Source organism: Aurantimonas endophytica, from assembly GCF_014196845.1.
Lineage (GTDB): Bacteria > Pseudomonadota > Alphaproteobacteria > Rhizobiales > Rhizobiaceae > Aurantimonas > Aurantimonas endophytica.
On record NZ_JACIEM010000001.1, the window covers coordinates 397,351 to 423,772 of the forward strand.

The window sequence follows — 26,422 nt, forward strand, 5'->3', positions numbered from 1 at the left end:
AGATCAAATGGCGGTTCAAAAACCTGCCGACCGGCGGTCTGGCTGCTTCCACGGGAGAGGGCGTGATATTTTTATCGCAGGGCTAGCCACCTCAGGCCGGATTGCCGCGCCATTGGGCTCCTCGCCAGAGCCGCAACAGCTGCACGCGAACGGCCCGCGAACATTCTCCTGCAGGACACCTCTCCGGCAAGTTCCGTTTCGTTCCGGCCATTCTGGCGGTTTCCCGCGCCTTGACTTTGCCCCGACAACCCTCCACACCCCCGAGCAGGCAAGCCACAGGCGTGTCCGGAGCGTAGCGCAGCCTGGTAGCGCATCTGGTTTGGGACCAGAGGGTCGCAGGTTCGAATCCTGCCGCTCCGACCATCGCCGTTGGCGCAAGCCGCATCGGTATCGCCAGACGAGGCAGAGATGGTCGCCAGAATCTATCGTCCGTCCCGCAACGCCATGCAGTCCGGCAAGGCCAAGTCACGCGAGTGGCTGCTGGTCTACGAGCCGGAGGAGCCAAAGCGCGTCGAGCCGCTGATGGGCTACACTTCCTCGGGCGACATGCGCTCGCAGATCAAGCTGTCCTTCGAGACCCGTGAGCAGGCGGTCGAGTACGCCGAGCGCAATGCCATCGCCTACCGGGTCGAGGAGCCTCGCATCACCAAGCCGGTGAAGGTCGCGTACGCCGACAATTTCCGCTACGATCGGCGCCAGCCCTGGACGCATTGAGGGCTTCGGTCGGCCGTCAGGCAAGACTGCTCTCGCCGGCAACGGCCCCGTAGCTCAGAGGATAGAGCACCGGCCTTCTAAGCCGATGGTCGCAGGTTCGAATCCTGCCGGGGTCACCAACGATTTCAACGATTTGGCGCCAGTTCCTGGGACGGCTTATCAGTCGTTTCAGCGTTTGGAAAGCGGCTCGCCAAGTCGCCACCCTGCAACCGGTGCGGCAGTCTCACCCAGGAACTTCGGGAGCTTTCGACATTGTCGCAAGACGACATCTACGCCGGCTTGACCCAGCTGGGGCAGGCAACAGCCATACCGGCCAGGCCCGAGGACGCGGTGCTGGAGCGCGTGCCGAACCCGCAGGCCGAAGTCCGCTACGCCGTTCGCTTCACGGCCCCGGAATTCACCTCGCTCTGCCCGATGACCGGCCAGCCCGATTTCGCCCATCTGGTGATCGATTACGTTCCCGCCGCGTGGCTGGTGGAGAGCAAGTCCCTCAAGCTCTATTTGACGTCCTTCCGCAATCACGGCGCCTTCCACGAGGACTGTACCGTTTCCATCGCACGGCGCCTGGCCGAGCTGCTGGAGCCGGAATGGCTACGCATCGGCGGGTACTGGTATCCGCGCGGCGGTATTCCGATCGACGTCTTCTACCAGACCGGTCCCGGCCCCGCGGATGTGTGGATACCTGATCAGGGCGTGCCGCCCTATCGGGGACGGGGATAGGGTCTGTCCAATCGCCCTGACCGTCCGCCGTCGGCCTGCGCTGCGCGCTGAGGCGAGCCTGAACCCTGTCCTTGGCGCCTCGATCGCCGCATCTGCGGCGCAACGCGCTATGTGCAAAGTTTCCGGCCGCTACTCGCGCGCAGGATCACCCAGCGGATCTTGCTCGGTTCACGCCGCGCGAGCCGCCGCGAAGCCGCGCTCGAGGTCGGTGCAGAGATCGTCCACGTCTTCCAGACCGATCTGCAGGCGGATCAGCGTGCCGTTCGCCGGTCCCCTGGCGATCGTCCGATCGGAGAGGTCGGATGGCACCGCCAGGCTTTCATGCCCGCCCCAGGAAAACCCGAGCCCGAATAGCTTCAGCGCGTTGAGGAAGGCCTCGCCGGTACTGGCATCCCCCTTGAGGACGAAGCCGAACAGGCCGCTTGCGCCACTGAACTGCCGGCGCCACATCTCGTGGCCGGGAAAGGCGGGGAGGGCAGGATGCAGCACGGCGGCGACCTCGTCGCGCGCTGCAAGCCATTCGGCGACGGCGAGCGCGGAGCGGCCGTGCCGTTCCAACCGCACGCCCATCGTCTTGAGGCCGCGCAGAACGAGATAGGTATCGTCCGGTGCGGCGTTGACGCCGAGTTGCAACTGCGTTGCGCGCAGCTGCGGCCAGGTCTCGCGTGTCGCCGAGACGCTGCCCATCATGACGTCGGAATGGCCGCCGGGATATTTGGTCAGCGCATGGATCGACAGATCCACGCCGTGATCGAGCGGCCGGAACAAGAGCGGCGTCGCCCAGGTGTTGTCCATCATGGTGACAGCACCGCCCTTGCGGGCGGCCTCGGCGACGGCGGCGACATCGACGATCTCGAACGTGTGGGAGCCGGGGGCCTCGACGAAGACGACTTTCGTCTCGGGCCGCATCAGCTCGGCGATTCCGGCGCCGACATGTGGATCGAAATATTCCACCGTCACGCCCATCCGCGTCAGCGTTCCGTCGCAGAAGCGTCGCGTCGGAAAATAGACGGAGTCGACGACCAGGCAGTGATCGCCCGCCGAGAGGAAGGCAAGCAGCGGCACGGTGACGGCGGCGAGCCCCGACGGCAGCAGGATCGTTCCGGCCGCGCCTTCGAGTTCGCTCAGCGCGTCTTCCAGCGCCTTCGTCGTGGGGGTCCCTGACAGCGCGTAGCTGAAGGGCTGACGGGCCCGATCGCGCAGCGTCGCCACATCAGGAAACAGCACCGTCGAGCCATGGAAGACGGGAGGATTGACGAATCCATGCTGTGAACGCGGGTCGTAGGGCCCGTGGGCGAGGCGCGTGTTCACACCGACCTTTTGATCGGGTTTTGGTCGTTCAGTGCTCAATTCGTCAGCTTTCTGATGGGATTCTGGGATGCGGGGGGTTCGATCGGCCAAATGCGCAGGGAAAAAAGTGTCAGCTTCTTGACCTGCACATTTTTATGACATGTCATTGCCCGGCCGAACAGAACCATTGGTGTACCGGCTGGCCGGTGGCCGCCCGTGGGCGGGTTCTGGTTCGAGAAGAACAAGCTGCACCGAAAACCCAACTTGGGAAGGTATCCTGATGAAATTGAAGCTTTTGACCGCCGTGCTCGGACTCTCGGTCGCGGGGCTGACCGTGAACGTTGCCTCCGCGCAGACCCTCCAGACGGTCAAGGATCGCGGCACGCTGCGCTGCGGCGTCAACACCGGCCTTCCCGGGTTCGCCTCGCAGGACGACCAGGGTGGATGGCAGGGTCTCGACGTCGACTACTGCAAGGCCGTCGCCGCAGCCGTCTTCGGCGATGCCTCCAAGGTCCAGTACTCGCCGCTTTCGGCCGTTCAGCGCTTCCCGGCGCTTCAGAACAACGAGATCGACGTCCTCGCCCGCAACACGACCTGGACGATGGACCGCGATACCACGCTCGGTCTGACCTTCGCCGGCGTCAACTACTACGACGGCCAGGGCTTCATGGTGAAGAAGGACCTGAACGTTAACTCGGCGCTGGAGCTCTCCGGTGCGACGGTCTGCGTGCAGAGCGGCACCACGACGGAGCTCAACCTCGCGGATTACTTCCGCACCAACAACATGGACTACAACCCGGTCGTCATCGAGTCGCAGTCGGACGTGAACTCGGCCTATGACAGCGGTCGCTGCGACGTGCTCACGACGGATGCGTCGGGCCTTGCCGCCTCGCGCCTCGAGATGGGCAATGCGGACGAGCACGTGATCCTGCCGGAGATCATCTCCAAGGAGCCGCTCGGACCTGCCGTGCGCCAGGGCGACACCGAGTGGTTCAACGTCGTCAAGTGGACGCACAACGCGCTGCTCAACGCCGAAGAGCTCGGCGTGACCCAGGCCAATGTCGAGGAGATGCTGGAGTCTGAGAATCCGGAAATCCGGCGCCTGCTCGGTCAGGACAAGAATTTCGGCGAGTCGATCGGCGTTTCGCAGGATTGGGTGGTCAACATCATCAAGGCCGTCGGCAACTACGGCGAGATCTTCGAGCGCAACATCGGCGTCAACACGCCGCTCCAGATCCAGCGCGGCCAGAACGCCCTCTGGACCAAGGGCGGCCTCCAGTACGGCATGCCCATCCGCTGATGGCGAACCGTGGCGGGCGCTCTTCCGGCGCCCGCCACGTCACTGCCCCTCTCATCCGGTTGCAACTGCGCTGGCTTCGCCGACAGCGCCCGGGATAGTTCATGACCGCCGAGACACATCATCTGCCCCGACGATCGAGCACCGACTCGCTGCTGACCAATCCGACGGTGCGCAGCATCGTCATCCAGGTTTCGCTGATCATCGCCATCGTGGCGTTCGCCTGGTGGATCATCGACAACACCGCCCGCAATCTCGCCGCCGCGAACATCGCTTCCGGCTTCGGCTTTCTCGGTTCCCGCGCCGGTTTCGACATCGCGCAGGTGCCGATCGAATATTCGAGCAACAGCACGTACGGCAGAGCCCTCCTCGTGGGGATCGCCAACACGCTTCTCGTCGCAGGGAGCGGCATCATCGTCGCGACGATCATCGGCTTCATTGTCGGCATCGCGCGGCTGTCCCAGAACTTTCTCGTCCGCATGCTGGCCACGGTCTACGTGGAGACCTTCCGCAACATCCCGCCGCTGCTGGTCATCCTGTTCTGGTATTTCGGCGTCCTGTCCGTTCTCAGCGGTCCCCGCGGCGTCGACGTGAACCCGCTTGGCATCTACCTGACGAATCGCGGCCTGCAGGTTCCCACCATCCTGTTCGATCCCCTGGCCTGGGCGACCGTCGTCGCCTTCGCCGTCGGGATCGTCGGCGCCTTCGTACTGGCGCGCCGCAACAAGGCGAGGCAACTGGCGACCGGTGAACGGCGCCCGCTGCTCTGGCCAAGCCTCGGCCTGATCATCGGACTGCCGATTGCCGTATTCCTGCTGACGGGCCTGCCCGCGGTGCTGGAATTTCCGGAAGCGACGCGGTTCAATCTGGTCGGCGGATTCCAGATGCGCCCGGAATTCATTGCGCTGCTCCTGGCGCTGGCGATCTATACCGCTGCCTTCATCGCCGAAATCGTGCGAGCCGGCATTCTTTCGGTGTCGGGCGGACAGACGGAAGCGGCATCGGCGCTCGGGCTCAAGCGCGGCCATGTGCTGCGGCTGGTGGTCGTTCCCCAGGCATTCCGGGTGATCATCCCGCCGCTGACCAGCCAGTATCTGAACCTGACCAAGAATTCCTCCCTCGGCCTGGCCATCGGCTATCCCGAGCTCGTCGCGGTCGGCTCGACCGTCCTCAACCAGTCGGGCCAGTCGATCGAGGTCGTGGTGATCTGGATGGTCGTCTATCTCAGCATCAGCCTGACGGTGTCGCTGTTCATGAACTGGTTCAACTCGAAAATGGCGCTGGTCGAACGCTGATGAAGGGCGCTTGAGAACATGGAAGAAGATTTCGCCCGTTACGTTTCGACCGAGCAGAAGCAGCAGTTGCCGCCCCCCGGCAGCGAGGTCGGCATCGTCGGCACGATCCGTCGCAATTTGTTCGCGACACCACTCGACTCGGTTCTGAGCATCGTCGCCGGCCTCTTTGTCGTGTGGGCGGCATGGAATCTGTTCAACTGGGCGTGGCTGGACGCCGTCTTCTACGGCGACGACAGGCAAGCCTGCCTCGTTGAAGGGGGCGGGCATGGCGGTGCCTGCTGGGCCTTCGTCAAGGCGAAGTTCGGCCAGTTCATGTACGGTATCTATCCGCTCGACGAGCGCTGGCGGGTCGACATCGTCTTCGTCCTTCTCGCCGTGCTGGTGGCGGCGCTGGCGATCCCTAGCGTTCCGTACAAGCGGATCAACGCGATCCTGCTGTTCGCGGTCTTCCCGGTCGTGGCGCTGATCCTGCTCACCGGCGGCCGCTTTTCCTTCTCGGGCGGCGAGGTCACGTTCTTCCTGCTCGTGGCGGCGGCTGTGACGATCACCGGCGTCGCGGCGCGTCCCGATGTTGGCTTCTCGTCCGTGGCGCTGAAGGCGGCGGTCATCCTCGCGATCGTCGGGCTGCTCGTCCTGCTGCTGGCGAACACGGTCAACAGCGGTCGCGCCGACTTCCTCGGCTTGCGGTTCTCGGTGCTGACGCTGATCGCGTTCCTTGCCACCGCCGCATCCATCGCCGCCGCTTGCATTACAGCCATCCGCTCGCGCAATGGCAGCCTGTGGGGGGCTCTGGTGCCGACGCTGGTGGTCATCGGCTTCGTCGCCGTGATGACCGCCAATTTCGGGCTCTCCTACGTGCCGACCAGCCTGTGGGGTGGCTTGATGCTGACCCTGGTGGTCGCGCTCAGCGGCATCGCGGCGTCACTGCCGCTCGGCATCGCGCTGGCGCTCGGCCGGCGGTCGCGCATGCCGGCGGTCAAGCTCATGTCCATCGTGTTCATCGAGTTCTGGCGTGGCGTGCCGCTGATCACCGTCCTGTTCATGGCGAACTTCATGCTGCCGCTGTTCCTGCCGGAGGGCGTCAGCTTCAACCAGCTGCTGCGCGCGCTGGTCGGGGTGGCGCTCTTCTCGGCGGCCTACATGGCCGAGGTGATCCGCGGCGGCCTCCAGGCGATTCCCAAGGGCCAGTACGAGGGCGCCGATGCGATGGCGCTCACCTACTGGCAGAAGATGCGCATGATCATCCTGCCGCAGGCGCTGAAGCTGGTGATCCCCGGGATCGTCAACACCTTCATCGGCCTCTTCAAGGATACCAGCCTCGTCTACATCATCGGGCTCGCCGATCTGCTCGGCACGGTGAGGCGCGGCTTCAACGACCCGAACTGGATCACCCCATCGACGCCAGCGACCGGCCTCGTCTTTGCCGCGTTCGTCTTCTGGCTGTTCTGTTTCGCCATGTCCCGCTACTCGATCTACACCGAGCGTCGGCTGGACACCGGGCACACGCGCTGAAGGACCTGATCATGACCGCCACCGAAACCCAGCCGCGCGCCCGCCTGTCGGGAAACATTTCCGAGGAGATCGCCGTCGAACTGCTCGGCGTGAACAAATGGTTCGGGGAGTTCCATGTCCTGCGGGACATCAACCTCACCGTCCGTCGTGGCGAGCGCATCGTCATCTGCGGCCCCTCCGGCTCCGGCAAATCGACGATGATCCGCTGCATCAACCGGCTGGAAGAGCACCAGAAGGGCCGCATCGTCGTCGACGGCATCGAGCTGACCAACGATCTCAAGAAGATCGACGAGGTCCGGCGCGAAGTCGGGATGGTGTTCCAGCACTTCAACCTGTTTCCGCATCTGACGATCCTGGAGAACTGCACGCTGGCCCCGATCTGGGTTCGCAAGATGCCGAAGAAGCAGGCCGAGGAAGTGGCCATGCACTATCTGACCCGGGTGAAGATCCCCGAGCAGGCCCACAAATATCCGGGCCAGCTTTCGGGCGGCCAGCAGCAGCGCGTCGCCATCGCCCGGTCGCTCTGCATGAGCCCGAAGATCATGCTGTTCGATGAGCCGACCTCGGCGCTCGATCCGGAGATGATCAAGGAAGTGCTCGACGTCATGGTCGGGCTCGCGGAGGAGGGCATGACGATGCTGTGCGTCACCCACGAGATGGGATTTGCGCGTCAGGTCGCCAATCGCGTCATCTTCATGGATGCCGGCCAGATCGTCGAGGAGAATGAACCCGAGCCGTTCTTCACCAACCCGGAGCACGAGCGGACCAAGCTCTTCCTGTCGCAGATCCTGCACTGATCCGGTCCGTCGGGGCGGGCGTCCGGCAGATCCGCCGTTAATAGCGCTCCGATCCGGCCGTCAGGCCGGAACTTCCCCCTGATGCGGCCGTTGTGCGGGTTCCTCACTAGGATTGAGCGCATTGTCCGAACGTGCCAGCGAGAGTCGGGTTGAACAGCGCACGACGACGATCTCTCCGACCATAGGACTGGTCAGTCCCCAGAGTTCCCAGAGTGGCCCGCGATGGGCCATCATCGGCATCTTCTTCATCCTGTTGTTCGGCGCGCTGTATCTGGCCGCCAGCTTCGTGCTGCCGGTGGTCATCGCCCTGCTGTTTGCGCTGGTGTTGAGCCCGGTGGTGCGTTTCCTGCGCCGCCGCTTGAAGGTCTGGGAACCCATCTCGGCCTTCCTGCTGGTCATCGGCGCCCTGGCCACGCTGATCTCCGGCTTCTACATGCTGAGCGATCCGATTACGCAGATCGTCAGCAACGCGCCCCGGTATGTCGAAGCTGTCGATGCGGAAATGCGCTCCGTCCAGGATCGCATCGACCGACTGCGCTCGGCACAGCAGCAGGCGGAAACCTCCGTCGAAGAGGACGCGCCGGCTGCGGACGATCAGCCGCAGGAAGTGGTGGTAAAGAACCCCGACCTGCTCGACAGCGCCACAACCGCGCTGCCGGAGATTGCCGCCTCGATCGCTTTTTCCCTGATCTTTCTGTTTTTTCTGCTCGCCTCCGGCGACCTGTTCTACCAGAAGCTCATCAAGTCGATGCCGACGCTCTCTGACAAGAAGCGTGCGCTGCATATCGCCCACGACATCGAACGCGAACTGTCGCGCTATCTGTTCACCATCACCATGATCAATATTGGCCTTGGCGTGGCGGTGGGAAGCGCGCTCTGGTGGGTCGGCATGCCGACGCCGATGATTTTCGGCGCGCTGGCCACCTTGCTCAACTTCATTCCTTATATCGGCTCGCTCCTCGGTATCGCGCTCGTCGGGGTGATCGCGCTGGCGGAGTTCGGAAGTCTTGCGGCAGCGCTCGCGCCGGTCCTGCTCTATCTCGCCTGCACGACGGTGGAAGGGCAGTTCGTCACCCCTCTGATCGTCGGCCGCAGGCTCGAGATGAACGCCGCGGCGATCTTTCTCGCCGTCGCCTTCTGGGGCTGGATCTGGGGCGTGGTGGGCATGTTCCTCGCCGTGCCGGTGATGGTGGCGATCAAGGTCTTCGCCAGCTACATCGAGCCGCTCGGGCCGCTCGGCGACTTCCTCTCAGTCGAGAGCAAACCACTGCCGGCGGACGACGAGGAAAGCTGACAGGGCTAAAGGGGGAATCCCCGGGTCAGCCGGGAGGGGCGCTGGCCGAATTGCCGGGTCCTTCTCCTTGTCCGGGAAGGGCTCTGTCAGGAGCGGCGCGCCCATGCTCGTTCGCGCTCTCGCGCTCTCATGCTCACCCGTTGGAACAACGCCCCGGTAGTGCCGGAAGCGGCGCTCGGGCAACGCATCTGGTCCGCCGCATAGAGCGGATTAGCAGGATCGCGGCGGTCCAGTCAGCAGCATCGCGCTAGTCCAAAGGGAAACGGCGGCCCCAAGGCCGCCGTCGTCGTCTTTTCCGATGCCTGTTGCGGCCCCCTCAGCGGGCCGCGCTCTCCACCGGCTTGACCAGCGGGGTGATGCGCCGGACGGTCACGCGCCGGTTCTCGGCATTCTCCTCCTGCGTGTCGACCTTCAGGAACTGCTCGCCATAGCCCTGTGTGACCAGGTTCTCCGGCGGCACGTCGAAATAGTCGGTGAGGGCGGACGCGACGCCTTCTGCCCGTCGGTCGGACAGCGCGAGGTTGGCCAAATCGCTGCCGACAGCGTCGGTGTGGCCTTCGATCAGGAACGTCTCTGCCGGATTCTGCTCGATCACCCGCGCAATCGCGTCAGCCAGCGCTTGCAGGTTGGGTACCTGTTCCTGCGAGATAGCGTCCGAACCGAAGGCGAAATTGATCGTGCTGAGATCGATCCGGCGCACCTTGTCACGGATGCGTTCGGACCGGCGCACTTCATTGACGGAATAGATCCGGTCGACCCGCTCGACCGGCGGCGCGACGATCGTACGATAGTAGAGATCTTCGTCAGGCTCACGGGTGTCGACGATGTACTCGTCCATCGGGATACGCAGATCGACCGGGTCCCAGCCGGCAGCCGGATCCTCGTAATAGTCATCGTCGTCGTAGTCCCGCTCGTACGGGTCGTAGAAGAGGACGACCTCGCGGCCATCGGGCATGACCCGCGAACGCTGGATCACGTCGCCGTAGCGGTTGGTGATCGTGACGATCTGCACGCCGTTATCGCGCACCACCGTCTGGCGGGTCCGCTCGCGGGGCAGGCGTTCGTAGTAGCGCTCCTCGGCATCGACGGCGATTCGGTCGTCGTCATTGCCGCGGATGAAGTAAGCTGCGGCGCCACCCACGACAGCGCCGGCGACACCCGCTCCGACGATGGACAGGATGTCCCGGTTGCCCACGCGCTCGACGACTTCTGCGCCTGGCGGCAGCGGTGCCTGCTGGACGACCGTGTTGGTGGTGTTGGTCGTGGTGTTGTTCACCACGGTGTTGTTGGTGACGGAGCTGTTGTTGATCGTCGTCGATCCGGCGGGTGCCTCGATGCGCTCGCCAGCCTCGCTTCGTGCCGAACGGACCTCCACCGGCTCGGCCAGCTGCTGGACGCGGGCATCGCTCTGGCTGACGCCACCTTCAGGAACGGGCTCGTTCTGGATCTCGGCGGAAACGGGCTCGGCCGCTTCGACCGGAGGCGGGGGCGCGACAGGGGCAGCGGCGGCCTCGGGAGAAGGCGCAGCCACATCGCCGGCTGGCGCGGGCGCGTCGGCTGGTGCGGGTGCTGCCGCATCCGGCGTCGGGGCTGCGGCATCTGCCGGTGCGTCAGCGGCGGGAGCGGAGTCGGTCGGCACGGCGTTTGCGGGAGCCGTCTCTGCCGGCGCCTCGCTTTCGGGTACAGGCGCAGGCTCGCCAGCCGGCGACTCGACCGGCGCTTCCAGCGTCTCCGGCACGGCGTCAGCCGGTGCAGCCTCTTCAGCTGAGGGAGCCGGTTCGACCGGCGCCGCAGGCGCGACTTCCTCCGCAGCCGGGGCTTCTTCCACTGCCGGCGTCTCGGCGGCGGGAGCAGCTTCCGGCTCGGGTGCGGGTTCCGGGGCCGCTTCTGCGGGCGTTTCGACCGGCGCTTCTGCAGCGGGCTCCTCGACCGGCGGGGCCTCCGGAGCAGGCTCCTCGACCGGCGCTTCCGGAGCAGGCTCCTCTGCGGGCGGCGCCTCCGCGGCCGGCTCTTCGACCGGCGGCTCCTCGACGGCAGGCGCCTCTGCCGGAACTTCCGGCTCGGGCGCCGGCTCGGGAGCTGGCGCAGGCTCTTCCACCGGCGGCGCTTCCGGCGCAGGCGTAGGTTCCTCTACTGCGGGCGCCACGGGCTCGGGAGCCGGTGCCGGCTCTTCGACCACCGGCGCCTCCGGCGCGGCGACATCAGGGACGACCACGGGCGCCGGCTCCTCCGCCTGCGCCAGCCGGTAGGGCGCGGCGTCCTGGGCGTAGGCCGCGAACGGTCCGCTAAGGGCCGTGGACGCAGCCAGGGCCGCGACGCCCACAAACCGGCCTGTTCGTTTCAAATTCGGCATGTTCTTCACCTCGTTGATCTGTCCCTTGCAGTCTTGGCAGCAGCCGCGCGGCATCACCGCGCGGGCGCCCGGACCTGCTGTCCGGCATGTATCAGTTCGTCTGGATGAACCGAGCCTGAACCCATTTGTGCCGCCGCGCGACCATTCCTGCGTGGCAGCAGTTGGATGCCAGCCTCACATGAACGCCGGCGCCGGGGTCGCGTTCCGCCATCGACAGCTCTGCCGGCGGCTAGGCGGGCGGACGCCAGTCGTAGAGCCAGGCGAGGTCCTGGCGCAGCTGGTCCGACTTTCGCAGGGCCAGCACGACGTCGCGTCCCAGGCTGAGCGGTCGGGGCAGATGATAGACGCGTTGATGGAAGGCGACCCGGCGCCGCAACCGGTCGATCCGCGGTCGCCGCTCCGATTCGTAGCGGGCGAGGGCGGCATAAAGATCGGGGGCTTCGGCCAGTGATGCGGCCAGGACGGCGGCGTCCTCGATCGCCATGCCTGCACCCTGGGCGGCATAAGGCGGCATTGCGTGGCCCGCGTCGCCGATCAGCACCACGCGATCATCGAGATGGCGCCAGACGCGGTCGGAAACGACCGTCCGCAGGGGCCAGGCGGTGAAGCCGGCGGAGCGGGCGATCATGGCAACGAGCCGCTCGTCCCAACCGGCGAAGCGTCGCCTGAGGCCATCAGGATCCTGCGCATCGGATGCGGGCTCGATGAGCACGAGATTGGTCCGGCGACCGCTCGAGATCGGGTAGGCGACGGCATGGCGCCGCGGTCCGAGCCAGGCTTCGACGCCACCCGATACGGCCGTCTGTTCGTCGCCGCGCAGGGTCGCCCGCCAGGCGACAGCCTCTGCAGGAGCCGGATCTTGCAGGCCGAGCCCGGCGGCAACAGCCGAGCCCACGCCGTCCGCGCCCACCACGAGAGCGGCGGCCAGGTCTTGAGCCCCGCCTGCAGCATGTAGCCGTAGACGGACGCGGTCGCCATCCAGCGAGAGATCGGAGAAAGCGGAGTCGAGACGCAGGCTGGTCAGTTCCGTCTGCACGACTTTGGTCAGAAGCGCGCCCTGCAGGTCGGCACGATGCAGAGCGAGATAGGGTGTGCCGTCGTCCGCCGTGACCGGGACGTCCGCTATCCGTCGGCCGCTTCTCCCGTCGCGCAACGTGACCGATGCGGCGCTGGTGCCGACCGCGTTCAGCACACCGCCGAGGCCGAGGCGCCAGAGCACCCGCAGCGCGTTGGGAGAAAGCTGCAATCCTGCGCCGACCTCTTCCAGTCGGTGGGCCCGTTCCAGAATGGTCGAACCGATGCCGCGGCGTGCCAGTTCCAGCGCCAGCGTCAGCCCGGCAATACCAGCACCGACAATGACGATGTCCTGGCCGGCGGAGATGGCGGGCAGGGACTTACGCAGCCGCTTCGACGAGACGGCAGCCGGCCGGCCGCGTCTCTTCCGGCGCCAGCGCAGCGTCGTAGCGATAGAGCGTCGAGCAGTAGCCGCAGACGATTTCCCGCTCATCGCCCATGTCGAGATAGACATGCGGATGGTCGTAAGGCGGCGTAGCGCCGCAGCACATGAATTCCGTCACGCCGATCTCGATCATGTCGGCGCCGATATCGTTCTGGAAATGCGGAATCCGGTGTCCGGCCATCGCGATAGACCCTGGCTCTCGTTGGCAACGCGGCGGACCATACTGTCGGCGACCAGCATTGAACAGGGGTGGCGCAGGCGCTTCGACGCCATTAATCCCGTGCGGGACAATGAATTCGCGGGCCAGGACAGGACGCCACATGAACCATTTCACCAGCGACGGTCTGGAACTGGCCTTCATCGACGAGGGCAACCCGGAAGGCGATAGCATCCTGCTCCTGCACGGATTTGCCTCCTCGATGCGCGTCAACTGGATCGACACCGGCTGGGTGGCACGATTGGGCGAGGCCGGATACCGCGTCGTCGCCTTCGACCATCGTGCCCATGGGGGCAGCGCCAAGCCGACCGATCCGCAAGCCTACCGACCCGCGAAAATGGCAGGCGACGCCGTAGCCTTGCTCGACCATCTGGGCATCGCGCGTTCGGCCGTATTCGGCTACTCGATGGGCGCGCGCGTCGCTGCCTTCGCCGCGCTCGCGGCGCCCGACCGCTTCTCGCGAATCATTTTCGGCGGCCTGGGCATCGGACTCGTCGAGGGGGTGGGCGACTGGGACACGATCGCCGATGCCTTGCTGGCGCCCTCGCTCGACGACGTGACGGATGCGCGTGGCCGCATGTTCCGGGCCTTCGCCGACCGGACGAAGAGCGATCGCGCTGCGCTCGCCGCCTGCATTTCCGCCGCCCGTGAGGAACTGTCGCCCGCCGACGTCTCTCGGATCTTTCAGCCGGCGCTGATCGGCGTCGGGACGCGGGACGATCTCGCCGGCTCGGCAGAGGCGCTGTCGGAGTTGATGCCCAACGCACGGGCCTTCGACATAGCCGGCCGCGATCACATGCTGGCCGTGGGTGACCGGACGTTCAAGGACGAGGTCATCCGCTTCCTCCACGAAGGCGACTGAGCGTCGATCGCGCGAGAAGCTTGCAAGAAACGCAGCTGGTGAAGCCCAGCGGCAAGCGGCGGACGAGGCGATCCACCGGTGGCATCTTTTACTCGCCCACCCATAGTCCTATTCTAGAGGCGCATGCTCGATGCGTGTCGGTGCCCGTTCGGGAGAGCGCGATGAACATCCGAATTTCACAGACCCAGGAGAAGCTGCATCCGGTCGACCCGATCTGGGCGCAGGTACGGCGTGAGGCCGAGGGCGTCGCGTCGCGGGAGCCGGTGCTCGCCGGCTTCATCCATGCGACGATCCTTAATCAGCCGAGCCTCGAAACGGCGCTGATCCACCGCGTCTCGCAGCGCCTCGACCATCCGGACGTTCCGGCGGTGCTGATCGCGCAGGCGTATAACGACCTTCTGAACGCCGAAGGCAGTTTCAGCGAGACGTTGCGCAGCGACATCCAGGCCGTCTTCGACCGCGATCCCGCCTGCGAGCGCTACATCGAGCCATTGCTGTATTTCAAAGGCTTCCACGCGATCCAGACGCATCGCCTGGCGCATTGGCTCTGGAGCGAAGGGCGCCGCGATTTTGCGCTTTATCTCCAGGCGCGTTCGTCTGCGGTGTTCCAGACCGATATCCACCCGGCTTCGCGCATGGGGCGCGGGATTTTTCTCGACCACGCGACGGGCCTCGTCGTCGGCTTCACCGCCGCGATTGGCGACGACGTCTCGATCCTGCAGAATGTCACGCTTGGCGGAACCGGCAAGGAGTTCGGCGACCGGCATCCGAAGGTCGGCCGCGGCGTCCTGATCGGGGCCGGGGCAAAGATCCTCGGCAATATAGAGATCGGCGAGTGCTCGAAGATCGCGGCGGGCTCCGTGGTGCTGAAGGCCGTCCCGCCACACACGACGGTGGCGGGCGTTCCAGCCAAGATCATCGGCACGCCCGGCGACTGCCACGAACCCGCCCGCGCCATGGACCAGAGTCTCGAACGCGGCGATTGATGCGGGCGCGAGGATTGATTTCGTCAGCCATAGCCTAGCTTAAGGCTCCCGAACACGTGCAGGAGAGCCCCGTGAAGCCTGACGAAATCCGCAAGGTCGAGGCCTATCTCAGGAAGAGCTTCAAGGCCGCGGACCTCGAAGTCCGTCCGCTGGCCCGCAAATCCGACTCGGCCGAGGTCTACCTCAACAAGGAGTTCGTTGGACTTCTCGCCAAGGATACCGACGAGGACGAGCTGTCGTATCATTTCACCATGACGATCCTCGATATCGACCTCGAATAGGTCTCCGCTGCCGGCCGCGGCCCGTCGCTGGCAGCTTCTTCGACAGACAAAGGAAAACGAGCCGTGCGCCTTCCGGTGCACGGCTCGTTTTTTGTTCGGGCAGGGGCTCGGGAGCAGAGGCCTCCTGCGGAGCGGAGTTAGCGGACGCTACCGACCAGCATGTTGCGATCGTCGGCGATCCCGACCCACTTGCCGGCGTGGCGTTCCGACTGGCGCTTGAGGAACTGATAGTCGGTGTCGCTCCAGGCGAGGACCCGATCGTCGAGATTGTCGAGGATGTAGTCTCCCTGGTCGGTCTTCACCGTGAGCACGGCGTGGCCTTCGCCGTTCGGCTGGCGGACGACGGTGATCAGGAGAGCCGACGCCGGGATGCCTTCGCGAGCCAGCATGTACTGCTTTAGGAGAACGAAATCCTCGCAGTCGCCCTGAACCGTCGGGTAGGACCACAGTTCGGGGACGCCATGCATGTCCTGGTCGGTACGGGCGAAGATGGCACTGTTGACGGCCGTGTTGACCTCGACCAGCTTGGACCAGCTGTCCCGGGTCATGCGAACCACGCCGACGGCGTCGTTGCGACGGCACGTTTCAGGGTAGACCTTGCAGAATTCGTAGTGGCCGACCGGCTGGGAGGTGGCGCCGGTGGTGAGCATCGCGGTGTCGTTAGCGGCGGCCGGTGTGGCCGTGATGGCTGCCGCCATGAGCGCCGCAGCTGCGATCGTCTTTCCGATGAAGTTCTGCATTTCCCGTCTCCCCGTCTGTACAGAGAGAATGGCATGATCGTTTTACTTTGAAGCGAAATGTCACGCGCGCATTCGCGTCAATGTTTTATAGAAACGTTCATATCTTTACTTGCGAAAGTTGAACTTGCGACGACGAATTGCATCGTCGGCATTGATCATTTGTCAACCACGAGGGCGAAACCGAATAAGCGTCAGGGCCCGGATCATGCGCGGATGCTCAAGGAAGGCGGGACGGGTCGGGAATGCATGCTCGCAAGAGCTTCGGCGAGCCTGCGAGAGAGTTCCGGGGAGACTGCGACCCTACTCTGCGGCACGCACGCGGAAATGACCCGCGCTGGTTCCGCCGTCTCAGTCGGCGCTGCGCCCGAACATTTCCCCTGCGGGGACGGTGCCGAACTCGATGGCGAAGCCGTCTTCGAGGTGCCGGACGACGCGACCGTGCGTCGTGCCCATCGTCACGCGCGCTCCGATCGCCGGGCGGACCTTGCTGGACACCGCGGCGCCCGAAAGCGACAGGTCGATGATGCGGACCTGGTAGCGGCGGCCATCCTCCAGCACCACGTCGACAAACGGGTTCTCCGGCGCGACGCGCTCATGCCGGCGATCTTCGGGCAGGTCCAGTTCGTGGCGATTGACCAGCCAGGTCAGCTGCGCGGCCAGTTTCTCGCGCTTGCGGTCAGTGCCCTTCAGCTTTAGCGCGAAGCCGCCGGGGGAAGCCCTGATGACTACGCCCTCCAGCCGACCGATGTGATCGAGATAGAGGATGATGTTCTCCCCTTCGCGAAGCTCCACGGGCGTGGCGATCGCCACGTCGCCGGGCGACATGTTCTCGGCGCTGCAGGGATATTCCGAATGATCCTCGCGCATGAAGCGGCCGAGGATATCCACGGAAAAGCGGCTGAACCGCCGTCGCTCGGTATATTCCTCGGTCGGCGCTTGTTTCGGAGCCTGCGTCATCGTTCGTCGCTCGAAAGGTCGCGGCGAATGCGCGCCGTGCCGTGCTTCTATACACCCGGAAGCTTAAGGGGGGATGGAACCGATAACCAAAATAAAGCACTGGCGGAGATTCGCCAGCGATATTAACCGTTCCCGAGAGTTCGCGTTGCGCGGGGGCCAGCATCGGTCTAACGCATTGTAAGGACAGACATGGCTCCTGTCGTCAGCACAAACGAGCGCATCTCGACCTCCAGTCGGGCATCGCCTAGTTACTCGCCGCCCCGTCCTGTGGGGCGGCTTTTTTTTGCCCGGCGGTGAAAATCGGTCGAGGTCGTCCCATGTGCCCGTGGCGACCGGTGTGAACCCTCAGACCCATCGACAAGGCGGCCATGACCCAGAACGATCTCGACGAAGCGGCGGAGCCCGTGTTCCGGCGCCAGCGCCCGCCGCCGGCCTTCAACGTCCCGGGGATCGTGCTGGGGCTGATCTGCGTCTACATCGCGGTGCATGCGGTCCGCATGTTCGCCCTCAGCCCGCTCGTCGATTCGTTCGTGCTGGTCGACTTCGCCTTCATTCCCGGCTGCTACCAGGCCGCGGCCGAGTTCTGCGCCTACCAGCGACCCGGCGCAGGCTTGTGGTCGCCGCTCACCTATTCGTTCCTTCATGGCGACTGGATGCATCTTGCCGTCAATTCGGTCTGGCTCCTCGCCTTCGGAACGCCCGTGGCACGCCGGCTCGGCGCCGTTCGGTTCCTGGTGTTCTCGTGCTGCGGCGCGGTGGCCGGCGCCGCGGCGTTCTATCTGCTCAACCCGGAAATCGTGGCGCCGGTCATCGGTGCGTCGGGCGTCGTGTCAGCGCTGATGGGCGGCGCCTGCCGCTTCGCCTTCGGGGGATCGGGCGCGACCATGTCGCCTTTGATGCAGCCCTATCTGCCAGTGGTGTCGATCCGGGCGGCGCTGACCAATCGGACGGTGCTCATCTTCGTCGCCGTGTTCTTCGGGACCAATCTGTTGATCGGGAGCGCCGCAGGCGGTTTCCTCGGTGGCGGCACCGTCGCCTGGGAAGCCCATCTCGGCGGTTTCGCGTTCGGCTTCCTGCTCTTCAGCTTCTTCGACCCGCGTTCGCGTGCCAGGGTCTGAACTCGCCTCTTGCGATGCGGGCGGGACTGGCTCACCTTTGGGCATGGCACCGGCGGGAGAAGGAGGCCTTGGGAGATGTCCGTCAACCAGATACTGGAGCGTAAGGGCAGGGATGTTGTCACACTCCATCCCGACGTGACGCTCGAAGAGGTCGCCCAGGTCCTGGCAAGAAAGAGGATCGGCGCGATCGTTCTGCTGGAGGATAGCGGTCGCGTCGCAGGTATCGTGTCCGAGCGCGACATCGTGCGGGTGATCGGCACCGCGGGCGTTGCAGCGCTCGCCCACGGCGTGCGCGACGAGATGACCATGGACGTCAAGACCTGCACGGGCAGCACCGGGATCGACGAGGCGATGCAGATCATGACAGAGGGGCGCTTCCGTCACCTCCCGGTCTGCGAAAACGGCAAACTGACGGGGATCATCTCGATCGGAGACGTGGTGAAGCGGCGGATCGAAGACGTCGAGCGCGAGGCGGCTGAGATGCGCGAGTATATCGCGAGCTGAACCTCCTGCTGATCGCGCCGGAGGGTCAGGCGGGCAACTTGGGCCGCTCCTCGCCCATCTCGGCCATGCGCTGGATCTCGCTGATCTGGCTCATCGTCGCCTCGTAACCGAGTGCGATCGCCTCTTTGGCGCGGAAGAACTCCGACAGGCCGATGTCGCGGACCCGCGGCTGCAGCGACAGGTCCGGCGGGTCGCCGGCGAGGCGCGCCCGGGAGATCCGGTCCTGAATGATGTTGAACGCGTCGACCATCGTCCGGGCGATCCCCATCTGGTCACGTCGCAAGGCGGGATTGCCGCCCGCGGCGGCCATGACCGGGTCGGTCAGGCCGAGATCCTGCTGGCTCTCGTTGTCGCTGCCGCCGGCCGAGAGCCGGACGATGGCCGCCCGGCCAAATAGGTCGTAATGCAGGTTCACGGCGATCACATGCCGCTCCTCGTAGACGCGGCACACATTGACCGGAACCGGGTTCACCAGTGCCCCGTCCATCAGCCGCCGCCCGCCGCACTCGACCGGCTCGAACACGCCCGGCAATGCGTAGGACGCGCGCATGGCAAGGATCAGGGAGCCGGAATCGATCCAGACCTCGTGGCCGTTGCGCGCCTCCGTGGCGACGCAGACGAGCGGACGGTCGAGATCCTCGATCCGGATTCCCTCGAGGTCCTGCGACAGGCGGCGGCTCAGCCGCATACCGCCGATCAGGCCGTCCGCTCCGAAGCGGAAATCGAGAAAGCGCAGCAGCCCGCGTTTGGTCAGGGAGAGTGCGAACGCCTCCAGTTCATCGAGCTTGCCGGCGAGATAGCAGCCCCCGACAAGCGCCCCGATCGATGTTCCGGCAATCATCGAGACGCGGACGTTGCTCTCGTCGAGAGCCTTCAGCACCCCGATATGGGCCCAGCCGCGGGCAGCGCCGCCGCCGAGGGCCAGGGCAATGCCTCGGGTCTGCCGGGGTGCCGGAATGACAATGGGCGGTTCCACCCCCACCGGGGGCTCTTCCCGCCATCCGAAAACTCGATCGAACATCCTGCACTGTCCCGGCTGCCAATGCGTCGTCCCCTCCCGAAGGATGGACGCAATCCTTGATCATACCTTTAAAGTAGGAACGATCGTCACGCCCTGTCGAGGGCGGGCAACAGACCGTGACCGTGCGGCCCGACGCGGCGATAGAAGCAGGTGGCGCGCCCGGTATGGCAGGTATCTTCCGGCTTCTCGACCTGGACCTTCAGCCAGATCGCATCCTGATCGCAGTCGACCAGGACCTCCCGGACCGCCTGCAACGCCCCGGAGGTTTCGCCCTTCTTCCACAGCGCCGAGCGCGAGCGCGACCAGTAATGCGCAAAGCCGGAAGCCAGCGTCTGCTCCAGTGCCTCGGCGTTCATGTGGGCGACCATGAGGAGATCGCCGCTGGCGTGATCGGTCACCACTGCGGTAACCAGCCCGGCGGCGTCGAAGCGGGGACGCAACTGCATTCCCTCTTCCTGTTCGGCCGCGATGGGCGACGGGGCCAGGAACGGCACCGAAACGGACGACGTGCCGCTCACGGCCGGCGACTGGCCATGGCCAGGAAGCGCTCCTGCAGGTCGCGATCCTCGCGCAACGCGCCATGGAAGGCGGTGGTGACGGTGGTCGAACCCTTGCTGCGGATCCCGCGCATCGCCATGCACATATGCTCGGCCTCCAGCATGACCGCGACGCCCTTAGGCCGCAGCATGCTCTCGATCGCCGCAGCGATCTGGGCCGTCATCGACTCCTGCGTCTGCAGGCGCCGACCGAAGATATCCACCAGCCGGGCGATCTTCGACAAGCCGAGGACGCGGTCGTCGGGCAGATAAGCGACATGCGCCTTGCCGATGATCGGCACCATGTGGTGCTCGCAGTGGGAGTGGAAGTCGATGTCGCGGACCAGCACCATGTCCTCGTAGCCGGACACATCCTCGAACGTCCGGCCGAGAACGTCGCCCGGCTGCAGATTGTAGCCGCCGAAAAGTTCCTCATAGGCCTTCACCACGCGCGCGGGCGTCTCACGCAGACCCTCGCGGGAGGGGTCCTCGCCGATCCAGCGCAAAAGCGTGCCGACAGCGGCCTCGGCTTCTTCGCGGCTCGGGCGGACGTCGCTCCTGTCGGCCGGTTCGGGGAATTTCTTGACGACGGCATCCATGCTGTCCTGCTCCGTGCGGGTCGGAATGCGGGCGGCGACCCAGAGGGAATGATGATCCGGTGCCTGCCCTTGCGAACCCGGCAGACCCACGGTCGAAATCTTCTTCAAGGCCAATGCGCTCCCGCCTTCGCTGTCCCGCGCGCAGTTGAGGCGGGGGACGTCTTTCGATCCGGCGCCCAGGCTCCTATATAGTTGGCGGCAAGACGAAATGACAGGGCGCAACGCGCCGGGATCGGGTGTCCAGTGATCGACGACGTCTACAACGCGCACATACTCGAGCTTGCCGGGAATATCCCCCGCATCGGCCGTCTGAAGAATCCGGACGCCAGCGCCACGGCGCATTCCAAGCTGTGCGGCTCCACGGTGACGATCGACGTCCGGGTCGAGGACGGCAAGGTGGTGGATTTCGCCCATGAGGTGAAGGCGTGCGCCCTTGGCCAGGCGTCGTCCTCCGTGATGGCACGCAACATCCTTGGCGCGGGCACCACAGAGTTGCGTGAGCTGCGCGAAACCATGCGGAAGATGCTGAAAGAGAACGGCGCGCCGCCCGAGGGTCGCTTTGCGGACCTCAAGTACCTGGAGCCCGTCCGCGACTATAAAGCCCGGCACGCATCGACCATGCTCACTTTCGACGCCGTGGTGGAAGCGCTGGACAAGATCGCCGTGAAGCGCGAGAGCGCCGCGGCGTAGGGCCGGCAAACGAATGGGCGGCGCTCACCTGCATCGGCCGCGCGGCCACTCCCGGAACTGGACCGGCAGCTGGCGGCGGACGCCGGGCCGGGTGCTGGGCGTCGGTGTGGTGCGACTCTATCAGTTGACCCTGTCCGGTTTCATCGGCAACGCCTGCCGGCATCTGCCGACCTGCTCCGAATACGGTTACGAGGCGATCGCGCGTCATGGCCTGTGGGTCGGTGGCTGGCTCGCTTGTTTCCGCGTCCTGCGATGCGGCCCTGGCGGGACCTGCGGAATTGATCGCGTCCCGACGGAGATCGAGCCGCGGACGGTCGGCTGGAAGCCATGGGCGCTATGGCACCATGGCGCGGGAAGGGCAGGCAAACCGCATTAGCGTGGCCGTTTCCTACGGCGGCTATCACGCTTCCCGCGGGATCCGCAGTACCTGACCGGGGAATACCAGGTTGGCATCCGCGACGATGTGCTGGTTCGCTTCCTGGATGATCGGGTAGCGCGAGGCGCTGCCGTAATAGCGCCGGGCGATGGCCGATAGGGATTCGCCGCGGGCGACCGTATGCAGCCAGTACCCGCCGAAACCCGGCAGGATCATCGGACCGTAGAGCACCGGCACGGTCACCGCGGGTGGCGCGACACCGTCCTCGCCGCCGCTGTCATCAGTGACGGTGACGAAGAGGCGGCTGAGCGTGAAAGCCGCCGAGTCCGGGATGGCGACGGCTGCCTGGAACTGCCTGATCGAGGTGGACCCGGCGGTTGCGGCGACGACAATCTCGTCGTGCCCGTCACTGACGCGGATGGTCAGATGGCTCTCGAAACCCACGGCATTGCCGGCGATGAGGATGGGACTTCCGACAAGATCGAAGGGCTTCGGCTGCAGAATTTCGATGTTCATGGCGCGCCTCCCTTGCGCAGGAACAGCCGCCTCAAATATATCCCAACCCGCCATTGCCGGCAATCGAACCGCAAGGCACCAGCACTGCCGAAACATGCAAACCACCCGCGATCGTAGGCGGGACTGGAAACAGAAAGACCGATCCGATGGCCGACGCCGTATCCCTCCGCTTTCCCGATGGCTCCGAGCGCGAATATCCCGCCGCTTTGACGGGCGCCGAAATCGCGGGCGGGATTTCGAAATCCCTTCTCAAGAAGGCCGTCGCCTACGCGCTCGACGGCGAGCTTCGCGACCTTGCCGATCCGGTGGGTCGCAGCGGCGCGATCGAGATCGTCCTGCGCGACGACAAGCGCGCCCTCGAACTGATCCGCCACGACGCAGCCCATGTGATGGCGGAGGCGGTGCAGGAGCTGTGGCCCGGCACGCAGGTGACGATTGGCCCCGTCATCGAGAACGGCTTCTATTACGACTTCGCCCGCGACACGCCCTTCACGCCCGACGACCTGCCGGTCATCGAGAAGAAGATGGCGGAGATCATTCGCCGCAACGCGCCCTTCGCCAAGACGGTGTGGTCGCGGGACAAGGCGCGGGAGGTCTTCGCCGCCAAGGGCGAGAATTACAAGGTCGAGCTCATCGACGCGATTCCGGCCGACCAGGATCTCAAGATCTACAGCCAGGGCGAGTGGTTCGACCTCTGCCGTGGACCGCATATGGCCTCCACGGGCCAGATCGGCGACGCCTTCAAGCTGCTGAAAGTCGCCGGCGCCTATTGGCGCGGTGATTCCAACAACCCGATGCTGACGCGCATCTACGGCACGGCCTGGGCGACACAGGACGAGCTCAAGGCCTATCTCCACATGCTGGAAGAGGCCGAGAAGCGCGATCACCGACGGCTCGGGCGGGAGATGGACCTCTACCACTTCCAGGACGACGCTCCGGGAACGGTGTTCTGGCATCCCAAGGGCTGGGCGCTCTATCAGACGCTGGTGTCCTACGTCCGCCGACGCCAGGAAGCCGAGGGCTACCAGGAGGTGAACGCGCCGCAGCTGCTGGAGCGTTCGCTGTGGGAGACGTCGGGCCACTGGGAGAAGTATCACGAGAACATGTTCGTCACGGAGACCGAGGACGAACGGGTGTTCGCGTTGAAGCCGATGAACTGTCCCGGCCACGTCCAGATCTTCAAGCATGGCCTGAAGAGCTATCGCGATCTGCCTCTGAAGCTTGCCGAATTGGGCATGGTCCACCGTTACGAACCATCCGGCGCGCTGCACGGCCTGATGCGGGTTCGCGCCTTCACGCAGGATGACGCCCACGTCTTCTGCACCGAGGCGCAGATCGCGGCGGAGAGCCTGAAGATCAACGAACTGATCCTGTCGATCTACCGAGATTTCGGCTTCGACCACGTGCTGGTGAAACTCTCGACCCGTCCCGATCAGCGCGTCGGTTCCGACGAGATGTGGGACCGGGCCGAAGCTTCCATGCGCGAGGTCCTGACGATCATCGAGCAGGAAGGCGGCGGCCAGGTCACCACGGGAATCGCCGAAGGCGAAGGCGCCTTCTACGGACCCAAATACGAGTACACGCTGCGCGACGCGATCGGCCGGCAATGGCAGGTCGGCACCAACCAGGTGGACTTCAACCTGCCCGGCCGGTTCGGCGCCTTCTACATCGACCGTGATTCGGAGAAGAAGACGCCGGTGATGCTGCACCGGGCGATGCTCGGCTCGGTGGAGCGCTTCATCGGCATTCTCCTCGAGAATTGCGCGGGCCATCTGCCGCTGTGGCTGTCGCCGGTGCAGGTCGTGGTCGCGACGATCACTTCCGACGCTGACGACTACGCGATGGAAGTGGCTCATCTGCTCAAGCGCGCCGGCCTGAAGGTCGAGACGGACCTGCGCAACGAGAAGATCAACTACAAGGTCCGCGAGCATTCGGTGGCCAAGATCCCGGTCATGCTGGTCTGCGGCAAGCGGGAGGCCGAGGAGCGCACCGTCAACATCCGGCGGCTCGGCTCGCGCGACCAGACATCGGCGACGCTCGAGGCGGCACTTGCCGCGCTGGTCGACGAAGCGGTGCCGCCGGATCTCCGCAGGATCCGGCAGGACGACGCCACTGCCGCTTGAGGCAGGCGGATGTGGTTGCGGCAGTCTCGCGACCGTGAAGCCTGACGTCATCCGGCTGTCATCGACGAAGAGCAAAGGCCGTGGGAGGAAAACTCTCGCGGCCTTTCATGCGACCATACCCTGAGCTCACCTATGCCCGCCCCGGTGACCGCCTGCTGAAGCGGCTGGCGATCGGCTGGATCGAGGATGTCTCCGGACGGCGCCTGCTGGCCCGGCTCTACGGCAATTGGCGCAGCCGCGTCGCCGCGGGCGACAGGCTGGCGTTCAACGCCATGCTCGACGTGATGCGCATCCGACTCGACTGCCGCGGCACGCTGCCCGAGACGGCGTCGCTGCCGCCGCATCTGGTGATGGTCGCCAACCATCCGTTCGGCATCGGCGACGGGATCGCGATGCTGGCGCTGGCCGAGCGCCTCGGCCGGCCATACCGGATCCTCGTCAACAACGACCTGATGAAGATCCCCGAGATGGCGGCGTACGGATTGCCGGTTTCCTTCGAGGAGACGCGGCAGGCGCAGGCGCTCAATCTCGCCACGCGCCGGGAGGCGATGCGCCTCCTGTCCGAGGGCACGACGATCGTGATCTTCCCCGCCGGGGGCGTCGCGACCGCACCGACGGTGTTCGGTGCCGCCGATGACCTGCCGTGGAAGCAGTTTACCGCACGCCTCGTCCAGTCGTCCCGGGCCGCGGTGCTGCCGGTCCACTTTTGCGGCCAGAACGGTCCGCTGTTCCATCTCGTCAGCCGATGGTCGCTGACGCTCCGGCTGGGTCTGCTGATCGGCGAGTTCCGGCGGCTCTACGGGCGGGCGATCACGGTCACGATCGGCGACATGATCTTCTATGAGGAGATTGCCGCGATCGATCGACGGGCGCTGACAGATTGGCTGCGGGAAATGGTTTTCGGGCTGGCCTCGCAGGATGCGGCGGACTTGCGGGCGGCCTGATCGCCGCGGCGGCTAGTCGCCCGAGCCGATGAGCGCATCGGGTGCGTCCGAAAGGCTCGAGGTCAGCACCTCGACATCGACATTGTGCCCCGACTGCACTTCGAAAATGCGCTGGTAGACCTTGTCGCGGTTCTTGGCGATGAGGACATATTCGCCCTCGGCCAGCACCATCGACGGAAAAGCCCCGACACTCTGCCGTACGATGTCGCCGGACGCGGTGGTCACCGACCAGGCGGTGTCCGCGAGCGCCTCGCCCCCCGGCTCCCTGACGAGCTTCATCGTCATCAGCGCGGCGCGGTGCTGCAGCGTCGCGTCGGTGACCTTGCCGGCCTCAACGCGGATATCGGCCCGTACGAGGGCGTTGATCGAGCCGTAGTTGGAGACGACGTGATAGGTCCCGGCATTCAGCCGGACGATCTTGGACGGCGGGACGTCGCCGGCGACGAGGTTACGCTCGGACTCGATCTCGGCGTCGGTGTAGATGTCGAAGGTCAGCTTGCTCGCGTCGATCTCGGAGCCGTCGGAGACCAGGGCGTCGAGCCGGAGGCCCCCCGCATCGAGGACCACCACCTCGCGCGTCTTGACCCCGGTGAAGTCGATCCGCCGCACCAGTCCGGCGCGGCCGAAGGCGACGTGCAGGATATAGGACCCTGTCGGCACCTCGAAATTCGCGATGTTGCTTTCGGACGAGGCGATCAGGCTCGGGCGTCCATCGAGGCCAGGGATCGCCGAGAACAGCCGCCAGATCAGTCCGTGCGGTATGCTCTCGCCGTCCTCCGTCAGCCGCGCCTCGAGAGTGAGCGTCGCGCGCGAACGGATCATGTCCTGGCTCGGCATGTTCTGCGGCGCGTAGGCCGGCAGTCCCGGCAGGTCGATAGAGGGCGCGCGCAACTGGCCGGGGTCGGCGGGCAGGGCGATCGGGTCGAAGCGCTGCAGCGAGCGTAGCGACGGCGCGCCGACCTCCCTGGCGTCGGGCACCAGGTCGGCGGCTGACGGCGACACGTATGCGCCGGGCTCGCGCTCCTTGTCTCCGCCGCCGAAGACCCCCCGCACGCCACGGTCGAGCAGCGACGGTATCGGGATATCCTGGGCAACGGCAGGTGCCGGCATCCAGAGCGCGATGCCCACGGCCATCAGAACACGCGTGTCGATGGGCACCGTTGTGCTTCCCTCCGGCCTGTCGGCTCTCTGTCCCCTGCTGCTTCATGCACGCAGATGCGG

General features: G+C 65.5%; 27 protein-coding genes and 2 tRNA genes. 18 read left to right on the forward strand and 11 right to left on the reverse strand.

Annotated features, from left to right (window positions below; translation table 11 throughout):
- The first annotated feature begins 286 nt into the window (after window positions 1-286).
- The 4 genes from GGR03_RS01920 to queF all read left to right on the forward strand — a co-directional run bounded on the left by GGR03_RS01920 (window position 287) and on the right by queF (window position 1,434).
- Window positions 287-363, forward strand: a tRNA-Pro gene (locus GGR03_RS01920).
- 45 nt (window positions 364-408) lie between these two features.
- Window positions 409-714, forward strand: a complete 306-nt coding sequence (locus tag GGR03_RS01925) for an ETC complex I subunit (RefSeq protein ID WP_183205833.1) — start codon at window positions 409-411, stop codon at window positions 712-714.
- Between the two features lie 43 nt (window positions 715-757).
- Window positions 758-833: transfer RNA gene (locus GGR03_RS01930), tRNA-Arg, on the forward strand.
- A 133-nt stretch (window positions 834-966) separates the two neighbouring features.
- Window positions 967-1,434: a preQ(1) synthase gene (gene queF, locus GGR03_RS01935; protein WP_183205836.1), complete on the forward strand. Its 468-nt coding sequence runs from the start codon at window positions 967-969 to the stop codon at window positions 1,432-1,434.
- Between the two features lie 168 nt (window positions 1,435-1,602).
- On the opposite strand, the gene metC is transcribed toward queF, so the two are convergent.
- Window positions 1,603-2,745: a cystathionine beta-lyase gene (gene metC / locus GGR03_RS01940; RefSeq protein ID WP_183205838.1), complete on the reverse strand. Its 1,143-nt coding sequence runs from the start codon at window positions 2,743-2,745 to the stop codon at window positions 1,603-1,605.
- Window positions 2,746-3,004: 259 nt separating this feature from the next.
- Here metC and GGR03_RS01945 point away from each other — a divergent pair, with 259 nt between their 5' ends.
- The 5 genes from GGR03_RS01945 to GGR03_RS01965 all read left to right on the forward strand — a co-directional run bounded on the left by GGR03_RS01945 (window position 3,005) and on the right by GGR03_RS01965 (window position 8,919).
- Window positions 3,005-4,024 carry an amino acid ABC transporter substrate-binding protein gene (locus GGR03_RS01945; protein WP_183205839.1) on the forward strand — a complete coding sequence of 340 codons (1,020 nt, stop codon included), beginning with the start codon at window positions 3,005-3,007 and terminating at the stop codon, window positions 4,022-4,024.
- 101 nt (window positions 4,025-4,125) lie between these two features.
- Complete coding sequence (locus tag GGR03_RS01950) at window positions 4,126-5,316, forward strand: amino acid ABC transporter permease (protein WP_183205842.1); 1,191 nt, start codon at window positions 4,126-4,128, stop codon at window positions 5,314-5,316.
- 18 nt (window positions 5,317-5,334) lie between these two features.
- Window positions 5,335-6,828: an amino acid ABC transporter permease gene (locus tag GGR03_RS01955; protein WP_183205844.1), complete on the forward strand. Its 1,494-nt coding sequence runs from the start codon at window positions 5,335-5,337 to the stop codon at window positions 6,826-6,828.
- Window positions 6,829-6,839: 11 nt separating this feature from the next.
- Window positions 6,840-7,625: an amino acid ABC transporter ATP-binding protein gene (locus GGR03_RS01960; protein ID WP_183205846.1), complete on the forward strand. Its 786-nt coding sequence runs from the start codon at window positions 6,840-6,842 to the stop codon at window positions 7,623-7,625.
- A 121-nt stretch (window positions 7,626-7,746) separates the two neighbouring features.
- A complete protein-coding gene (locus tag GGR03_RS01965) occupies window positions 7,747-8,919 on the forward strand; it encodes an AI-2E family transporter (protein WP_210291979.1) in 1,173 nt (390 codons plus the stop codon).
- A gap of 316 nt (window positions 8,920-9,235) precedes the next feature.
- Here the strand turns inward: GGR03_RS01965 and GGR03_RS01970 are convergent, their stop codons facing one another.
- The 3 genes from GGR03_RS01970 to GGR03_RS01980 form a co-directional block, all read right to left on the reverse strand.
- Window positions 9,236-11,272: an OmpA family protein gene (locus tag GGR03_RS01970; RefSeq protein WP_183205848.1), complete on the reverse strand. Its 2,037-nt coding sequence runs from the start codon at window positions 11,270-11,272 to the stop codon at window positions 9,236-9,238.
- Between the two features lie 229 nt (window positions 11,273-11,501).
- On the reverse strand, window positions 11,502-12,779 hold the full coding sequence (locus GGR03_RS01975; protein WP_183205850.1) for an FAD-dependent oxidoreductase: 1,278 nt from the start codon (window positions 12,777-12,779) through the stop codon (window positions 11,502-11,504).
- Entirely contained in the window at window positions 12,667-12,912 is a 246-nt protein-coding gene (locus GGR03_RS01980; protein ID WP_183205852.1) for a zinc-finger domain-containing protein, read from the reverse strand. The genes GGR03_RS01975 and GGR03_RS01980 overlap by 113 nt, the downstream gene beginning before the upstream one ends.
- A gap of 139 nt (window positions 12,913-13,051) precedes the next feature.
- Between GGR03_RS01980 and GGR03_RS01985 the strand changes: the two genes are divergently transcribed.
- From GGR03_RS01985 to GGR03_RS01995, 3 genes are all read left to right on the forward strand, one after another.
- The gene (locus GGR03_RS01985) at window positions 13,052-13,810 is read left to right on the forward strand and encodes an alpha/beta fold hydrolase (RefSeq protein ID WP_183205854.1); all 759 of its coding nucleotides are present in this window, start codon (window positions 13,052-13,054) and stop codon (window positions 13,808-13,810) included.
- Between the two features lie 161 nt (window positions 13,811-13,971).
- Entirely contained in the window at window positions 13,972-14,796 is an 825-nt protein-coding gene (cysE, locus tag GGR03_RS01990; protein WP_183205856.1) for a serine O-acetyltransferase, read from the forward strand.
- 71 nt (window positions 14,797-14,867) lie between these two features.
- Complete coding sequence (locus tag GGR03_RS01995; RefSeq protein ID WP_183205858.1) at window positions 14,868-15,077, forward strand: DUF3126 family protein; 210 nt, start codon at window positions 14,868-14,870, stop codon at window positions 15,075-15,077.
- Between the two features lie 137 nt (window positions 15,078-15,214).
- Here the strand turns inward: GGR03_RS01995 and GGR03_RS02000 are convergent, their stop codons facing one another.
- The gene (locus tag GGR03_RS02000; RefSeq protein ID WP_183205859.1) at window positions 15,215-15,817 is read right to left on the reverse strand and encodes a transglutaminase-like cysteine peptidase; all 603 of its coding nucleotides are present in this window, start codon (window positions 15,815-15,817) and stop codon (window positions 15,215-15,217) included.
- A gap of 348 nt (window positions 15,818-16,165) precedes the next feature.
- Window positions 16,166-16,774: a PilZ domain-containing protein gene (locus GGR03_RS02005; protein WP_183205861.1), complete on the reverse strand. Its 609-nt coding sequence runs from the start codon at window positions 16,772-16,774 to the stop codon at window positions 16,166-16,168.
- 368 nt (window positions 16,775-17,142) lie between these two features.
- On the opposite strand from GGR03_RS02005, the gene GGR03_RS02010 reads away from it, so the two are divergent.
- Both GGR03_RS02010 and GGR03_RS02015 read left to right on the forward strand, forming a co-directional pair.
- Window positions 17,143-17,892, forward strand: coding sequence for a rhomboid family intramembrane serine protease (locus tag GGR03_RS02010; protein ID WP_183205862.1), 750 nt, complete (start codon window positions 17,143-17,145; stop codon window positions 17,890-17,892).
- A 75-nt stretch (window positions 17,893-17,967) separates the two neighbouring features.
- Window positions 17,968-18,396, forward strand: coding sequence for a CBS domain-containing protein (locus GGR03_RS02015; protein ID WP_183205864.1), 429 nt, complete (start codon window positions 17,968-17,970; stop codon window positions 18,394-18,396).
- Window positions 18,397-18,421: 25 nt separating this feature from the next.
- Here GGR03_RS02015 and GGR03_RS02020 read toward each other — a convergent pair whose 3' ends face one another.
- The 3 genes from GGR03_RS02020 to folE all read right to left on the reverse strand — a co-directional run bounded on the left by GGR03_RS02020 (window position 18,422) and on the right by folE (window position 20,552).
- Window positions 18,422-19,417 (reverse strand): patatin-like phospholipase family protein, encoded by a 996-nt coding sequence (locus GGR03_RS02020; protein WP_183205865.1) that lies wholly within the window; start codon window positions 19,415-19,417, stop codon window positions 18,422-18,424.
- A gap of 86 nt (window positions 19,418-19,503) precedes the next feature.
- Complete coding sequence (gene hisI, locus GGR03_RS02025; protein WP_425486695.1) at window positions 19,504-19,935, reverse strand: phosphoribosyl-AMP cyclohydrolase; 432 nt, start codon at window positions 19,933-19,935, stop codon at window positions 19,504-19,506.
- Window positions 19,932-20,552, reverse strand: a complete 621-nt coding sequence (gene folE / locus GGR03_RS02030; RefSeq protein ID WP_183206985.1) for a GTP cyclohydrolase I FolE — start codon at window positions 20,550-20,552, stop codon at window positions 19,932-19,934. The genes hisI and folE overlap by 4 nt, the downstream gene beginning before the upstream one ends.
- 243 nt (window positions 20,553-20,795) lie before the next feature.
- On the opposite strand from folE, the gene GGR03_RS02035 reads away from it, so the two are divergent.
- Together GGR03_RS02035 and yidD are read left to right on the forward strand one after the other, a co-directional pair.
- On the forward strand, window positions 20,796-21,242 hold the full coding sequence (locus GGR03_RS02035) for an iron-sulfur cluster assembly scaffold protein (RefSeq protein WP_183205869.1): 447 nt from the start codon (window positions 20,796-20,798) through the stop codon (window positions 21,240-21,242).
- A gap of 13 nt (window positions 21,243-21,255) precedes the next feature.
- Window positions 21,256-21,618 carry a membrane protein insertion efficiency factor YidD gene (gene yidD / locus GGR03_RS02040; protein WP_183205871.1) on the forward strand — a complete coding sequence of 121 codons (363 nt, stop codon included), beginning with the start codon at window positions 21,256-21,258 and terminating at the stop codon, window positions 21,616-21,618.
- A 24-nt stretch (window positions 21,619-21,642) separates the two neighbouring features.
- Here the strand turns inward: yidD and GGR03_RS02045 are convergent, their stop codons facing one another.
- Window positions 21,643-22,134, reverse strand: a complete 492-nt coding sequence (locus GGR03_RS02045; RefSeq protein ID WP_183205873.1) for a LysM peptidoglycan-binding domain-containing protein — start codon at window positions 22,132-22,134, stop codon at window positions 21,643-21,645.
- Between the two features lie 146 nt (window positions 22,135-22,280).
- Between GGR03_RS02045 and thrS the strand changes: the two genes are divergently transcribed.
- Together thrS and GGR03_RS02055 are read left to right on the forward strand one after the other, a co-directional pair.
- Complete coding sequence (gene thrS / locus GGR03_RS02050; protein ID WP_183205875.1) at window positions 22,281-24,257, forward strand: threonine--tRNA ligase; 1,977 nt, start codon at window positions 22,281-22,283, stop codon at window positions 24,255-24,257.
- Between the two features lie 107 nt (window positions 24,258-24,364).
- A complete protein-coding gene (locus GGR03_RS02055; RefSeq protein WP_183205877.1) occupies window positions 24,365-25,201 on the forward strand; it encodes a lysophospholipid acyltransferase family protein in 837 nt (278 codons plus the stop codon).
- 12 nt (window positions 25,202-25,213) lie between these two features.
- Here the strand turns inward: GGR03_RS02055 and GGR03_RS02060 are convergent, their stop codons facing one another.
- Window positions 25,214-26,359, reverse strand: a complete 1,146-nt coding sequence (locus GGR03_RS02060) for a hypothetical protein (RefSeq protein WP_252920117.1) — start codon at window positions 26,357-26,359, stop codon at window positions 25,214-25,216.
- Window positions 26,360-26,422: the final 63 nt, after the last annotated feature.

What these genes read in the sequence shown, in the direction of transcription:
- GGR03_RS01925 (WP_183205833.1), top strand. Translation starts at nt 409, where the DNA reads ATGGTCGCCAGAATCTATCGTCCGTCCCGCAACGCCATGCAGTCCGGC.
- GGR03_RS01945 (WP_183205839.1), top strand. Translation starts at nt 3,005, where the DNA reads ATGAAATTGAAGCTTTTGACCGCCGTGCTCGGACTCTCGGTCGCGGGG.
- GGR03_RS01950 (WP_183205842.1), top strand. Translation starts at nt 4,126, where the DNA reads ATGACCGCCGAGACACATCATCTGCCCCGACGATCGAGCACCGACTCG.
- GGR03_RS01955 (WP_183205844.1), top strand. Translation starts at nt 5,335, where the DNA reads ATGGAAGAAGATTTCGCCCGTTACGTTTCGACCGAGCAGAAGCAGCAG.
- GGR03_RS01960 (WP_183205846.1), top strand. Translation starts at nt 6,840, where the DNA reads ATGACCGCCACCGAAACCCAGCCGCGCGCCCGCCTGTCGGGAAACATT.
- GGR03_RS01970 (WP_183205848.1), bottom strand. Translation starts at nt 11,272, where the DNA reads ATGCCGAATTTGAAACGAACAGGCCGGTTTGTGGGCGTCGCGGCCCTG.
- GGR03_RS01975 (WP_183205850.1), bottom strand. Translation starts at nt 12,779, where the DNA reads ATGAGCGGGAAATCGTCTGCGGCTACTGCTCGACGCTCTATCGCTACG.
- GGR03_RS01980 (WP_183205852.1), bottom strand. Translation starts at nt 12,912, where the DNA reads ATGGCCGGACACCGGATTCCGCATTTCCAGAACGATATCGGCGCCGAC.
- GGR03_RS01985 (WP_183205854.1), top strand. Translation starts at nt 13,052, where the DNA reads ATGAACCATTTCACCAGCGACGGTCTGGAACTGGCCTTCATCGACGAG.
- cysE (WP_183205856.1), top strand. Translation starts at nt 13,972, where the DNA reads ATGAACATCCGAATTTCACAGACCCAGGAGAAGCTGCATCCGGTCGAC.
- GGR03_RS02000 (WP_183205859.1), bottom strand. Translation starts at nt 15,817, where the DNA reads ATGCAGAACTTCATCGGAAAGACGATCGCAGCTGCGGCGCTCATGGCG.
- GGR03_RS02005 (WP_183205861.1), bottom strand. Translation starts at nt 16,774, where the DNA reads ATGACGCAGGCTCCGAAACAAGCGCCGACCGAGGAATATACCGAGCGA.
- GGR03_RS02010 (WP_183205862.1), top strand. Translation starts at nt 17,143, where the DNA reads ATGACCCAGAACGATCTCGACGAAGCGGCGGAGCCCGTGTTCCGGCGC.
- GGR03_RS02015 (WP_183205864.1), top strand. Translation starts at nt 17,968, where the DNA reads ATGTCCGTCAACCAGATACTGGAGCGTAAGGGCAGGGATGTTGTCACA.
- GGR03_RS02020 (WP_183205865.1), bottom strand. Translation starts at nt 19,417, where the DNA reads ATGTTCGATCGAGTTTTCGGATGGCGGGAAGAGCCCCCGGTGGGGGTG.
- folE (WP_183206985.1), bottom strand. Translation starts at nt 20,552, where the DNA reads ATGGATGCCGTCGTCAAGAAATTCCCCGAACCGGCCGACAGGAGCGAC.
- yidD (WP_183205871.1), top strand. Translation starts at nt 21,256, where the DNA reads ATGGGCGGCGCTCACCTGCATCGGCCGCGCGGCCACTCCCGGAACTGG.
- GGR03_RS02045 (WP_183205873.1), bottom strand. Translation starts at nt 22,134, where the DNA reads ATGAACATCGAAATTCTGCAGCCGAAGCCCTTCGATCTTGTCGGAAGT.
- thrS (WP_183205875.1), top strand. Translation starts at nt 22,281, where the DNA reads ATGGCCGACGCCGTATCCCTCCGCTTTCCCGATGGCTCCGAGCGCGAA.
- GGR03_RS02055 (WP_183205877.1), top strand. Translation starts at nt 24,365, where the DNA reads ATGCGACCATACCCTGAGCTCACCTATGCCCGCCCCGGTGACCGCCTG.